General features: G+C 66.0%; 12 protein-coding genes and 1 tRNA gene. 7 read left to right on the top strand and 6 right to left on the bottom strand.

Annotation, left to right across the window (positions count from 1 at the left end; genetic code table 11):
* The first annotated feature begins 32 nt into the window (after nt 1-32).
* The 6 genes from HT136_RS01730 to HT136_RS01755 all read left to right on the top strand — a co-directional run bounded on the left by HT136_RS01730 (nt 33) and on the right by HT136_RS01755 (nt 2,659).
* On the top strand, nt 33-482 hold the full coding sequence (locus HT136_RS01730; protein WP_214197115.1) for a hypothetical protein: 450 nt from the start codon (nt 33-35) through the stop codon (nt 480-482).
* Nucleotide 483: 1 nt separating this feature from the next.
* Entirely contained in the window at nt 484-780 is a 297-nt protein-coding gene (locus HT136_RS01735; RefSeq protein WP_039392879.1) for a hypothetical protein, read from the top strand.
* 3 nt (nt 781-783) lie between these two features.
* The gene (locus HT136_RS01740) at nt 784-1,563 is read left to right on the top strand and encodes an N-acetylmuramoyl-L-alanine amidase (protein ID WP_214197117.1); all 780 of its coding nucleotides are present in this window, start codon (nt 784-786) and stop codon (nt 1,561-1,563) included.
* On the top strand, nt 1,560-1,871 hold the full coding sequence (locus HT136_RS01745; RefSeq protein WP_214197119.1) for a hypothetical protein: 312 nt from the start codon (nt 1,560-1,562) through the stop codon (nt 1,869-1,871). Before HT136_RS01740 ends, HT136_RS01745 begins: the two co-directional genes overlap by 4 nt.
* Nucleotides 1,868-2,260, top strand: coding sequence for a hypothetical protein (locus HT136_RS01750; protein WP_214197121.1), 393 nt, complete (start codon nt 1,868-1,870; stop codon nt 2,258-2,260). The genes HT136_RS01745 and HT136_RS01750 overlap by 4 nt, the downstream gene beginning before the upstream one ends.
* Before the next feature lie 322 nt (nt 2,261-2,582).
* A tRNA-Arg gene (locus HT136_RS01755) sits at nt 2,583-2,659 on the top strand.
* Between the two features lie 284 nt (nt 2,660-2,943).
* On the opposite strand, the gene HT136_RS26460 is transcribed toward HT136_RS01755, so the two are convergent.
* Nucleotides 2,944-3,075 (bottom strand): hypothetical protein, encoded by a 132-nt coding sequence (locus HT136_RS26460; RefSeq protein WP_281423353.1) that lies wholly within the window; start codon nt 3,073-3,075, stop codon nt 2,944-2,946.
* 422 nt (nt 3,076-3,497) lie between these two features.
* Between HT136_RS26460 and HT136_RS01760 the strand changes: the two genes are divergently transcribed.
* Nucleotides 3,498-4,499: a L,D-transpeptidase gene (locus HT136_RS01760; protein WP_425516871.1), complete on the top strand. Its 1,002-nt coding sequence runs from the start codon at nt 3,498-3,500 to the stop codon at nt 4,497-4,499.
* Between the two features lie 7 nt (nt 4,500-4,506).
* On the opposite strand, the gene HT136_RS01765 is transcribed toward HT136_RS01760, so the two are convergent.
* The 5 genes from HT136_RS01765 to aqpZ form a co-directional block, all read right to left on the bottom strand.
* Nucleotides 4,507-5,514 (bottom strand): FecR family protein, encoded by a 1,008-nt coding sequence (locus tag HT136_RS01765; RefSeq protein ID WP_214197125.1) that lies wholly within the window; start codon nt 5,512-5,514, stop codon nt 4,507-4,509.
* Nucleotides 5,507-6,028, bottom strand: a complete 522-nt coding sequence (locus HT136_RS01770; RefSeq protein WP_214197127.1) for an RNA polymerase sigma factor — start codon at nt 6,026-6,028, stop codon at nt 5,507-5,509. The genes HT136_RS01765 and HT136_RS01770 overlap by 8 nt, the downstream gene beginning before the upstream one ends.
* Before the next feature lie 92 nt (nt 6,029-6,120).
* Nucleotides 6,121-9,123 carry a TonB-dependent receptor gene (locus HT136_RS01775; RefSeq protein WP_214197128.1) on the bottom strand — a complete coding sequence of 1,001 codons (3,003 nt, stop codon included), beginning with the start codon at nt 9,121-9,123 and terminating at the stop codon, nt 6,121-6,123.
* A 123-nt stretch (nt 9,124-9,246) separates the two neighbouring features.
* A complete protein-coding gene (locus HT136_RS01780) occupies nt 9,247-12,006 on the bottom strand; it encodes a TonB-dependent receptor (protein ID WP_214197130.1) in 2,760 nt (919 codons plus the stop codon).
* A gap of 232 nt (nt 12,007-12,238) precedes the next feature.
* Nucleotides 12,239-12,955: an aquaporin Z gene (gene aqpZ / locus HT136_RS01785; protein WP_214197132.1), complete on the bottom strand. Its 717-nt coding sequence runs from the start codon at nt 12,953-12,955 to the stop codon at nt 12,239-12,241.
* Nucleotides 12,956-13,015 lie beyond the last annotated feature (60 nt).

Genomic DNA, 13,015 nt, shown 5'->3' on the forward strand with positions numbered 1-13,015 from the left:
CGCTGGTGGGGCTTTGTTGCGGGTAGGCCGACATGATCTACCTGCGCTGGCCCGACCATTTCCCGGTTCGCGCGACCGAATGGTTGCTGGCATCAATGAAGACGAGCTGGGGCCTGATTCTCCTGATGCACGTGGGCGCCTTCAACAACCAGTTCATGAGCGCGATGCGCCAGATCGGCAACGAAAGCGCCTGGGGCTGGATCGCTTTCATCGCCGGGACCGCGCACCTGACGGCCCTGTATGTGAATGGAACGCGCCGGCGCAGTCCCCATCTGCGCGCCTTCTGCTCGGGCATTGGGACGCTGTTCTGGTTTCAGGTCTGTCTCGGGATCTTCGCGACCGGCCTGCCGAATACGGGTTGGGCGATCTACCCGTGGCTGTTCGTCTTCAGCACCCGAAACATGCTGGTCGCGATCCGGGATGCGCGGCGCTCTGATGAAAATTTCAAAGCGGGGACAACGATCTGTGGCAAGCGGAAGTGAAGTGCCTGAGGTCGCCAACTGGGTTTCGAGTATCGCGGTCGGCATCGGCCTCGCGATCGCGGCGGCCGTTCAATACCTGCGCAAGCCCAAGCCCGACCCGAGCAAGGATGTCGCCGTCGTCTCGGCCACGCTGGTCGGCGACAAACCGCTCATCAACCGGCTCATCGCCGCGCTCGAGGCGAACACCGAGGCGACCGCTCAGAACAACTCGCTTCTCCAGGCCGATGCACAGCAGCGTCTCATCGAGGAGCGGGCGGAAGAGATCTACCAGGCGCGCCGGCGGCGCGAGGAGGACTGAACCATGAGCTATGCAATTCGCAACGGCACCTTGGAACTGAACGGGACAGCCGTGCGCCAGGTGCCCAGCCCGAACGTCTCTGGCACCTACCGCGTCGATCCGACCAAACTGGTGATGCATTACACTGCCGGCGGCTCGGGATCCGGTTCCGCGGCATGGCTGGCCAATCCGAACGCTGGGGCTTCGGCGCATTTCGTGATCTGCCGCGATGGAACCGTGATCCAGTGCGTGAGCGTGGATCGCCGCGCCTGGCATGCCGGCAAGTCGCAGTGGGGTGGCCTCACCAACCTCAACAGCTACTCGATCGGCATCGAGCTGGCGAATTGGGGCCCGCTGCGCGACGACGGCACCACGGCGGCGGGCAAGGCGGTCGACTACATCGAGGCCGCACACAAGAACGGCGGCCCGGTGCGCAAGTGGGAGGTCTACCCGGCAGCGCAGATCGCCGCGGCCGAGGCGGTGGCGCGCGCCACCGCGGCCTATCACCCCATCGACGAGATCGTGGGGCACGATGACATTGCCCCGGCGCGTAAGCTTGATCCCGGCCCAGCCTTCGACATGGCTGCGTTCCGCAAGGCGGTGCTTGGTCAGGTCGGCGGCGACAGCGCGCCTGAGCGCGGCACGGTGACGGCATCGAGCCTCAACGTGCGCAGCGGGCCGGGCGCGACATATCCGGTCGTCGCCGGGCTCACGCGCGGCCAGGGCGTGCCGATCCTCGAACGCCGTCGCGAGTGGATCTCGATCGCGCCCGGGCGGTGGGTTTTTGGCGAGTACGTGCGGTGAGGCTTCCGTCCTTTGACAGCGAAGGCGGGCGCAAGGCGTGGGCCTTCCTCGCGATCTGGGGCGGCGCGATCACGTTCACCGCGATCATCGTCGCCAGCATGTACCAGCTCAGGGGGCAGCCCGGCTTCATCTTCTGGCTCGCGATCTGCGCGGAGATCCAGGTGTTGGTCGGGATGACCGCGCTTGGATGGGCGCTCGGCCGGCGCGTGAAGATCGATGTTGACCGGCATGGCATCGAGCTGAGCGACCAGGCTTCCGGTAGGCCCGGCGATCCGGTTCACGTTGAAATGGAAGGACCTCGCCCATGATCCCGGCATTCATCCTCAAGATCCTTGCCCGCCTAGGCCTCTCATCGGCCCCGCGCTGGGCGTGGATCGCGCTCGCCGCAATCATCCTCATGGCGGCAGTTTTCATGCTCGGCCGGTGTAGTGCGGCAGATGATGGCGAAGAGGTCCAAGCTGAACAGACGGCCGAATCAGAGCAGGCCACGGCCCGCGCTGCAGAGGCGGCCATCGAAGTACTGGAGGACCGGACCATCACCGAAGAGACTATCGATAAGGCCGTCGATGCGGCCACCAAGGAGATCGAAGATGCGCAAGACCCTGCTGCTGTCCGCGACGCTGTGCTGCGCGCTGTCTGCCTGCAAGACAGTCACCGTAACGACCCCGCCTGCGTCATGCTCCGCGCTGATCCCTAAGGGCTGGTCGGATGGCGTCGAGAGCGCTCCTGTGCCCGACACTGAGGGGCTGGACATGCTCGGGCAGGTGAAAGCCTGGGCTGGGGCCTATGTTGCGCAGGATGGCCAGATCGCCAAAGCAAACGGGCGCACCGCAGATACAATCTACATCGTGCGGCAGTGCGAAGACATGGCGAACGCGGCTAGGGGAAAGTGAGCGTTTTGATGTGACCTGGATTGTGACTCCATTGTGCCGCAGTGTGCCGAATGTTGCCGCGCTGTTCCGTTTAACCGTTGACGGGGCGATCGCCAAAACCTACCGGAACCCTAGAAAAGTCAGTGCGCGCCCGTAGCTCAGCTGGATAGAGCACGAGCCTTCTAAGCTTGGGGTCGCAGGTTCGAACCCTGCCGGGCGCGCCAATTGCCTTGCCCGATCTTGCCGATTGCCGTGCCGGAAAGAGGAACGGCCCGAGTTTCTTCCGGCCGTCGGCGTGTATTGCGCTGTCGCCTGGAAGTTGGTCCAGTCGCCGCCGTCGGCAGGAGCGTTTGCTGGCTCCTTGGGGGGAGCCTTGGCGGGCACCACGATCGCCGTGCGCCGGATCCAGGGGGTGAGGAGGGCCGACCGTGAACCTGGAGGCCTGTTCGGTGAGTGTGACGATTTCGCTCGAGAGATTGCGCGCGGCGGCCGAGGTCTGCTCGACCTTCTACACCATGTCCATGGTGCCGACGATGCCGCGATCGACATGCTGCGCCGCGATCGCCGTCGGTCGCGCCATGTTGTAGACGCCCGCGCCGGTAACGCCCGAAAGCAACAGCGCGATGGCGGCAAACGCCAAGGCCACCTTCCTGGCCAATCGCCACGACGTGAAGATCGGAACCATTTTCTGGCAAACCCCTGGAATCAGAAAAATGCGCACCCCAGTCTTGCACTTTTGGATGGGAGTGGCTCGGTCCGGGTCCGATCGGGCAACTGGGCTGGCCTTCGGGACAAGCCGAACCGGAGAATTTTTCCGGTGGGTTTTGCAACTGACTTTGCCCTTGGGCACGGGCAGGTTCAGGGATTTCCCTGAGTTCTTCGCAGGATTACCCGCTTTGCCCCGCATGTAGCCTGCAGGCATTTTCGGCTGCTTCGGCCCTGTGGCAAAGTCGCCCCGGCGAGGTGGCCGCCTGCGGGCTCACGCGCATGTAGTTGAACGAGGGGATCGAGGCAGTGGGAACGAGCGGGCAGATCATGAACGGGTTGGGACGCAGGCGAGGGGTGTTGCTTTGCCTCAGCCTCACGGCCTTTGCCTTGTCGGGCGAGGCTTCGTGGGGGCAGGGGGCGAAGGTCAGCTCGCCCCCCGAACTGGCGCGGCAGATCGACCAGCTCAAGCCGGGCGAATGGGTATGGGCGCCACAAGTCGCGCCCGATGGCCCGGTCCTCGTCTTCGTGGATCTCTCGCACCAGATCGCGGTGGTCTACCGCAACGGCATTCGGATCGGCGCGACCACGGTGTCGACCGGCAAGGAAGGGCACGAGACACCCACCGGTATCTTCACGATCCTTCAGAAGGACGCCAAGCACCGCTCGAGCACCTACAACAACGCCCCTATGCCCTACCAGCAGCGGCTGACCTGGGACGGTATCGCGCTTCACGCCGGCGGATTGCCCGGCTATCCCGAGAGCCACGGCTGCGTGCACCTGCCCTACGAATTCGCGCGCCAGCTTTACTCCGCCACCAACCTCGGCGTCACGGTCGTGGTCGAGGGCAATGCCGCGCAGCACATGGCGACCTCGGCCAACTCGCTGCTATCGCCCTTCGATGCGAGCGGCGGGGGCGTCGACTACCAGCCGCTGGCGAATGGTGAGCAGTTCTCCTGGCATCCCGAGCTTTCAAAATCCGGGCCGGTGTCGATCATCGTCTCCAAGCTCGACCAGCGTATCGTCGTGCTGCGCGGTGGCAAGGAGATCGCGCGCAGCGTGGCCCGGATCAACCCGCGCGACGATGGTTCGCACGTGATCACGCGTATCGTGCGTGAGGGTAAGCCGCGCTGGGTCTACGTGGGCACGACCGGGCATGAGGACGAGCGCGACCGCGAACTGGACGAGGTGGACCTCAACCGCGTCCAGATGCCGGCCGCCTTCTACGCCAAGCTGGACGCGCTGATCGGCCCCGGCACCACCGTGCTGGTCACCAATTCGCGGGTGGGAGCGGGCAAATGGCAGAAGCTGACCGTCGTCGATGCGGTTCCCGCCGACACCAGGCTTGGTGGGTCCTGAGCGCGGATCAGCTTTGCGCAGGTCGTGGATCGCGCGACAGCACCAGGGTCTCGCCGCGCGTGTCGACGCGCAGGGCGAAAAGCGAGGCGATCAGGCCGAGCGATTCCTCGGGGCGGTCGAGCCGGAAGCGCCCGCTGAACGTCAGGGAGGCCATGCCCGGATCGGCCAGGCGAACCGACCGGGGCGTGTAGCGCGCGAGCCGCTCCAGCGCCTGATCGAGGCGCATTGCGTGCGCATCGAGCCAGTTGTCGCGCCAGTCGCTCGCGCTGGACGGATCGAACATCCCCTCCTGTTCGAGCGCGCGGTTGCCCACCAGCACCCATTCGTGCGCGGCTACCGTCCGGTTCGCACCGAAACGCGTGGCGAGGCCGACCCGGCCTTCGAAGACACGCAGTTCGCTGGCCTTCGCCAGGTGATCGACGTTGAAGCGCGTGCCCAGCGCGACCATGCGCGCCTGCGGGGTGAGCACGGTGAAGGGGCGGCGCGTATCATGGCGCACGTCGAAATGCGCCGCGCCCTGCTCGAGGTGGACGGTGCGCCGCTCAGACGAGAAATCGAGCGCGACGCGCGAGGCGGCATCGAGGATCATGGTCGATCCGTCGGGCAATTCCACTTTGCGCCGCGTGCCGATGGCACTGGCGTAGCGCACGTCGTGCGCAGGAGCTCCGCGGGTCAGCCAGTAGGCGCTGAGCGGGATCGCCAGGGCTCCGGCAAGGCCTGCTGCGAGGGCCTCGCGTCGGTTCGTGCGGACAACGCGCGGGAGCCGCATTATGCCGCGTCGAACCCCGGATCGCGGGTTGGGGCGCAGCGAGGGCAGGGGGATATCGGCCGTTTCCCCAGCCTCGATCAGCGCGGTGTCGTTCAGGAGGCGGCGCATTGCAGCGAAGGCATCGGCGTGCGCGGGGTCTTGCGCCAGCCAGGCGGCGAGTTCGCGCCCTTCGTGCGGCGCGAGTTCGTTCAACCGATCGGCCCAGTCGGCGGCGATCTCGTAGATGTCGTCCTGCGCATCAGGCATTTTCGATCTGTCCTTTCGCGGAGGGTTCGAGGTTGTTTTCGAGGCTGCGGGCAAGCTCGGCCATGGCGCGCACGAGGTGTTTCTTGACCGCCTCCAGGCTGAGGTCGAGCTCCTGCGCGATATCCTGTCGCGCCTTGCCTTCGATGTGGCGCAGGCGAAACACCGCGCGGCGGGTGGGCGAGAGCCGCGCCAGTGCGGCGTCGAAGCGGGCGAGGCGCTGGCGGTAATCGAGCACGGTATCGGGCAGCGGGCGGTCGCAGACGAGTTCGAGCGCGTCGAGGTCGATGCTGTCCACTGTCTTGCGGGCCTGGGCGAAGATCACCGAGTCGGCGATGCGGCAGGCGTAGGCCATCGGGTGCTCGATGGTTTGCCGGCGTTCCTGTTCGAGCACGCGGGCCATGGTTTCCTGCAAGACGTCCTCCGTCCGTTCCGGGTCGCGCACGCGCTTGCGGATATATCCCCTGAGGCGTCCGAGACTGCCCAGAAGGGCACCGGAAGCGTGGCTCATCAACATGTCGGGCACCTCGTGGGATGGACCGTGCGGTCCGGCGCTGCGGGGCTCGTGCGAGGTAGAGTGTCGCGGGGCACGAACGGGGACACCATGGATCAGAAAGAACAGCGAAGGCCGGTCGAAACCACGCGGCCCGAACGGGTGCGCGCCAGAAGGCGCTTCGCGTCGCGGTCGGTGTATTCGACGATGGGGGCGTCGGTCAGGTTGCTGGCCTCGAACACCATCTGCATGGCTTTGCCCAGGCGGGCATGGGCGGCGAAGTCGAGCGTCAGGCTCGACTTGACCCAGGTGCCGATGTTGCCGTTCTTGCCTGCGCCGGTGCGGTAGGCGCCGCGATAGGCGGCGGAGAGACGTGCATCCCAGCGCCGCGCCGCGTAATAAAGCGTGGCGTTGCCTGACCAGCGCGAGAGGTCGACCAGGGGCAGGCGTACGGCGTTCTCATCGTAGAACACCTTGGAGCTGCCCTCTGCATACGTGACATTGGACTGGATACCGAGCCGGTCGAGCGGCGCGGGGAGAAAGGCGAGGTCGCGCTGCACGGCAATCTCTGCGCCGGTGATCCCCGCGCCCGAGACATTGACCGGGCGCACGACATTGTATTGCGCGCTCGCATCGACCCCGGGATAGAGGAAACCGGCTGGAAAGCCCGTCTCGGCATATGTCATCACGCGCGTCTGGGTGGTGATGAAGGAGTCGATCTTCTTGTAGAAGAGAGCCACCGAGGCGAAGCCCTCGCGGCCCCAGTAACGCTCGATCGCAAGGTCGAGCGCGGTCGCGCGCATGGGTTCGAGCGAGGGGTTTCCGGTCTCGATCGTGCCTCCGAACGGGGTGGAATCGATCGCCGCCGCTGCGCGCAGGTCGGCGACGTCGGGGCGGCTGAAATTGCGGCTGGCCGCCAGCCGCAGGCGCACGTCGGGCGCCAGGTCTGCACGCAGTTGCAAGGAGGGCAGCCAGGCCGTGAAGCGGCTGGTCTGCGCGCGCGCGAGGAGCACACTGGCCAGCGTGTCCGTGTCGGCGTCGTTGGCGGCATCGCCCTGCGAGCTCGTGTCGAGGCGCACGTACTGGACGCCGAGTTCGCCCGCGACCGGCAGCAGGCCGAGAGCCCCCTCGAAATGCGCGAGCGCGAAGCCGGCATAGCTGTTCTCGCGAATGCGGTAGGCCGAGCCGGGCTGGTCGTAGGCAGCGGACAATGCGCGCTCCTGACCGGTCGCAGCGAACGTCGCATCGACGTCGGCGACGATGTAGGAGGCAAGACTGGCGCCTTCGAACAGTAGGGGCACGGCGAGGGCGCCTTGCGTTTGCGTGTCATAGGTCGCGGTGAAGCGGCGCTCGTAGCCGTCGTTGACGTAGCGGCGGTAGTTGGCGCCGAAGCGCAGTTCGAGACCGGGTGCAACGTTCCGGATCACGCTCACCCGCGCGCCGGCGTAGCTGTTGACGATCGAGTCCTCGCGCGTGTCGGCGCGCATCAGCGACCAGTTCGCGGGGTCGGTTATGTCGAAGCCATAGGTGTTCGCAGGATGCTTGCCGGTCGCGACATACGCGAAGTCCCGGATGGTCGATTCGAGGAAGACCTTGTCGAACACCGGCTCCTCGAAATCCGAGCGCGAGACGCCTGCGCGCGCCTCGAGGCGCGTCGCATCGCCCAGCGGCCATTCGAGCGCGAACACGGCCTGGTCGAACTCGGTATGGTCCTCGGTCTGCTTCGCCTCGGTGCGCATGTCGATACCGCTGAAATCGGCCGCGACGATGGTGTCGCCCACGATTGTCACCGCGTTGAGGACTTGCGTGCCGTCCACGGTGTCATCGGTCAGACCGTTGGTGCCGGCGGCGGCGATCGAGAATTCGCGGCGGTGGTTGGAGAGCCGGGCGTGGACGAGGTCGAGCGTCAGGTGACGGCCATCGTCGCCCCGGTACTCGAGCGAGCCGACGATGTTTGCCCGCTCGGACCGGTTGGTCCAGGTCGAATAGCTCTGCGCGCGCGACATGTAGACCGGATCGCCCGTACCTCTCAGCCGCGCAGCGTCGTCCTCGCTCACGCCCGGCCCGATATTGTCCGTGCCGAAAGTTACCGGGACCCAGTCCCAGTTGCGATAGCCGTACTCGCTGACCTCGCTGCGCCCCCAGCTTCCCGCGATGAGCAGGCCCCATTCCCCGCCGCGCCGTGCGAACTCGCCGGTCAGTTGGGGGTCGAGCCCCTTGCCGTTGCCCCGGCTGCGCAGCTTGCCCGAGGCAAGCGTGATGTCCCCAGAGCGGTCGAACGGGTGCAGGGTGGTGAGCGCGACCGTGCCACCGATCCCGCCCGCATCTTCGTCGGAAAGCCAGGTCTTGCGGACCGACACCGCGGAGAACAGGCCCGCGTCGAACACCGAATAGTCGAAGCGGCGGTTGCGGCTCGCCGAGCCCCGGTTGTCCATGCCCGAGGCGGTGGTGGCGAGCGTCTCCATGCCGTTGAGCGTGGTACGCGTGAACAGGGGGCCAAGCCCGCGCAAGGAGATCTGCCGGCCTTCGCCGTTGTCGCGGCTGATGGCGACGCCGGGCAGGCGTTGCAGTGCATCGGCGGCGTTGCGGTCGGGGAAGGCGGCGATGTCCTCGGCGCGGGTGACCTCGAGCAGTGCACGCGCCGCGTGCTTGGCGCCGACCGAGCCGCGCAGGCTCTCGCGGTAACCCGTCACCACGATCGGGAGGGCGGGCGGAGCTGGCGTTGACGGGCTGGATGCGGGGAGCGCGGTTTGGGCAGGTGGTTCGCTCCGCCTGCTCGGCGCTGGGGGCAAGGCGGGGCTCGGGGTCACGACGAAGCCGCCCGGCAACCGGCGTACGGTGACCGGCAGTCCCGAGGTGATGCGCGCAAGGGCCTCGTCGATCCGGTAGCGGCCCTTGAGGGTGGCGGCCGCTGCCATGTCCGGGGGCAGCGAGGTGACGATCTGGATGCCGCTGCGGCGCGAGAGCTGGTCGAGCATGTCGACCAGCGAGCCGCGCTCGATGGCGAGCGAAAGGCGTGCATCGCTCTGGCGGGCCCCGGCCTCGCCCGGCGCCAGGACGGCAAGGGTGCCGAGGGCGATCAGGCCGACGACGAGGCTGTGGCAGGACTTGGGAAACACGCGGGAGACGCCCTTTCGAGCGGGCGGCTATCAGCGCGTGATGACAGATGTGTGACTGCCCCGGATGGCAAGCGATTGCGGGACGGCAGGCTGGCTGCCGCCCCGCGATCAAGGGTTCGAGGATCAGAATTCGACGCGCAAGCCGCCCATGATCGTCCGTCCCGAACGGGTGTAGACGTAGAGGCGCTTGGATGTGTCGGAGTACTGCTTTTCGGCCTGGTTGGTCAGGTTCACGCCGTCGAGCGTGAACTGGACGTGGTCGGTGATCTTGTAGTGCGCCGACATGTCGACGTAGACCGTGGCGGCGTAGCCCGAGAGATCCTGGTCGACGACCGTCGCACCGTTGACCGTGGTGGTGATCGGCGCGGCGCTGTAGACGTAGCTCGAGCGGTAGTTGGCCGATCCGCGGATGTCGAACTTGGCATCGGCGTAGTACAGCGTCAGGTTGCCGTTGTACTTGCTCAGGCCCTCGAGCGTGGTCTTGGCGGCGATGTCACCATAGATCTCGCGGTAGTCGTATTGCGAGTTCACGTAGGTGAAGTTCGCCGAGGCCCCGAAGTGGTCGAACGGGGCGGGCAGGAAGCTGAAGTCGCTCTGCGCGGCCAGTTCCAGGCCCCACAGGTCGGTCTTGCCCAGGTTGATCGGGCGCGAATAGCTCGAGACCACGGTATCGGCGGTCAGGCCGTCCATGAGGTCGGTCGACAGGCCGGTGTCGCCGTAGGCGACATTGTAGACGGTCTGTGTGGCGATGAACCCGTCGAGCGTCTTGTAGAACAGCGCGCCGGTGATCGAGCCGTGGTTGCCGAGGTAGTACTCGATCGAGAGATCGAGGTCGGTCGACTTGTAGGGCTTGAGGTTGGGATTGCCGGTCGAGACCGAGACTTCGCCGTTGTCGCCGCTGGTGACGGTGCCGTTGACGGCGAGCGAGCTCAGCGTGGGGCGGTTGATGTTGCGCGCGGCGGCGGCACGCACCACCAGCTTGTCGGTGAGATCGAAGATCAGGTTGGCGGCGGGCAGGAAGCCCTGGTAGCTCGAGTTCCCGGTGATCGTGCTCGAGACCCCGTCGACGGTGCCCACGCCCACCGAGTCGATGCCGGTGTGGTAGAAGCGTCCGCCGATGTTGCCGCGGAACGGCACCGAACCCAGCATGTGGTTCCAGTCGTACTGCGCGTAGAGCGCCCAGGTGCGCTCCTCGACGGCGTAGTCGCTGCCCCGGTTGGTGAGGTAGTCGCTGCGATCGATGCCGAGAGCGCTCAGCGCCTGGTCATAATCGACGATCAGCCACGACTGGCCCGGATAGCCGTTGTAGACCTTGTAGTAGTCCGAGATGTCCGAACTGACCGAGCCGGACTTGAAGCTGAAAAGCAGCACGTCGTCGGCGGTCAGCGTGTAGCCGCTGTTCTTGAAGCGGCGCCATTCGCCGCCCAGGCTCAGCTTGTCGTCGGGCGAGAACGCGTACTCGAAGCTGGTGCGGGCGGTGTCGATCGCGGAATCCTGGTAGGATGCGCTCATGTCGATTTCGTGCGCGTGATAGTTGGCCGGATCGGTCGTGTCCCAGCCGTATGTGTTTGTCATCCCGTAAGTGCCGGTGTACCGGGTGGTGACGTCGCCATAGGCCTCGAGGTAGAACTTGTCGCTCACCGGCATGTCGTAGCTCGACCGCTCGATGCCGCCCAGGAACCGGAAGGTGAGCTTTTCGGTGAGCGCTGTGTCGCCGTTCAGGACCAGTTGCTTGAAGGTGTTGCTGGTCTTCTGGGTGCGCGTCTCGGTCGAAGTCTGCGCGCCCGAGACGTCGAGGTAGGTAACCTCGTTCTCGTCGTTCCATTCGATCGCGTTGATCGTCGAGGCAGGGTAGGTGACGCCCGCGAAAGTCTGCGCGCCGCCGAGCCAGGTCGAGCCGCCCGAACCGCGCGAGGCGAGATGCGTCTCGAAGCGGTCGGCCTTGAACTTGCCGTAGAGGCCATCAAGCGTCAGGTGCGTGCTGTCCCCCGGATTCCACTGGATCGAAGTGGTGATGCCCAGGCGATCCTGCGTCGAATCCCAGACCGAGAGACGGTTGCCGCGCGCGAAGCGCAGCGTGCCCGAATTGATCTTCTCCTGCTCTTCCTCGGTCAGGCCCGAAATGTCCGAACCGTTGGCACCGTTGGTGCGCCAGCGGTAGGTGTCGTGGCCTTGTTCGCGGGTCTGGCGGTGGTTGTAGGCGGCCGAGACGAGAATGCCGAAGTCCCCCCAGTTCTTCGAGACGAGCCCGGTCAGGCGCGGCTGGAAGTCCTTGGTCGCGCTGTTGGTGCCGCCGTTGGCCGAGAAGGCGATCTTGTCGCCGTCGTAGTCGAGCGGGCGCGCGGTAAAGAGGCCCACGGTGCCGGCAAGCCCGCCTTCGGTCTGGTCGGCCGAGTAGGACTTGCGGACGTCGACGCGGTTGAACAGTTCGGCGGCGAAGATGTTGAAGTCGAAGGCGCGGTCGCGCGTGCCTTGGCCGCGGCTGTCCTGCGGACTGTCGACGTTGCCGAGCACTTCCATCCCGTTCAGCTGGACGCGGGTGAAATCGGGGCCGAGGCCGCGCAGCGAGATGCGGCGGCCTTCGCCCGCTTCGCGGTTGATCGCGATGCCGGGCAGGCGCTGCAGCGCTTCGGCGAGGTTGAGATCGGGGAAGGCGGCGATGTCGTCGGCGACGATCGAATCCTGGATGATCGTGGCGCTCCGCTTCACGTCCTGCGCCTTCAGGAGGCTGGCGCGGTAGCCGGTGACGACGATGCTTTCGCCCTCACCCTGCGGCGCGCCTGCGTCGGACGCGCTGGCCTCGTCGCTGGCCGCGAAGGCGGGCTGGGCCGCGCAGAACGCGAGCGCGGTGGTGATTAGCCAGAGGCTGCGGGACTTCGACATTGCTAAGGTGCTCCCCGATCCATCGGTAAGGATCCGGCCCGTTGCGGAATTGCCTTGGGCCTTCGCACGGGGAGAGCGGACGCGGGATCGATCGGGGACAGATTTTTTTAATGATACTTTTGCGAATATTTCATGGCATTTTTGTTACGGTGATCTGTAAAAGTAATGTTCTGAATATTGATCTTATCTGTATTTTGATATTGTTCGGTTCAAGTGGGTGTGGGTGGGCCCTTCACGTCTCGCCGCCAATGTTTTCAAGGCTTTCTTCCGGGCTCAGGATGTGGCGCCAGATAAGCGCTCCGATCACGCCGCCCGCGAGCGGAGCGAGCCAGAAAAGCCAGAGCTGTCCCATCGCGGCGGTTTCGGCAAATAGCGCGACGCCGGTCGAGCGGGCGGGATTTACCGAGGTATTGGTGACGGGGATCGACACGAGGTGGATCAGCGTGAGCGCCAGGCCGATGGCGATCGGCGCGAACCCGCCCGGAACCGCGCTTGAGGTCGCGCCGAGGATGACGATGAGGAACCCGGCCGTCAGCACCACCTCGATCAGCAGCGCAGCGGGCAGGGCATAGCCGCCGGGCGAAAGTGCGCCGTAGCCGTTGGTGGCGAAGGCCCCGGGCGTGAAGCTGGGCTGGCCGCAGGCGATCGCATAGAGCACGGCTGCTGCGGCGACCGAGCCGACCACTTGCGCCACCCAGTAGGGCACAAGGTCCTTCCAGGCAAAGCGCCCGGCGACCGCGAGGCCAAGCGAGACGGCCGGATTGAAGTGCCCGCCCGAAATGCCGCCCACCGCATAAGCCATGGTCAGCACGGTCAGCCCGAAGGCGAGCGCCACCCCGGCAAAGCCGATCCCGAGATCGGGGAAGCCGGCGGCCAGCACCGCCGACCCGCATCCGCCGAAGACAAGCCAGAACGTGCCGACGAATTCGGCGCCCAAACTGCGTACCATGCTGAGGCTCTCCACCAGTGAAGGCGATGGGCGTAGCGCAAGGGCAAATGGAGGTATCTC

It is taken from the genome of Novosphingobium profundi, assembly GCF_018491765.1.
Taxonomy (GTDB): domain Bacteria; phylum Pseudomonadota; class Alphaproteobacteria; order Sphingomonadales; family Sphingomonadaceae; genus Novosphingobium; species Novosphingobium profundi.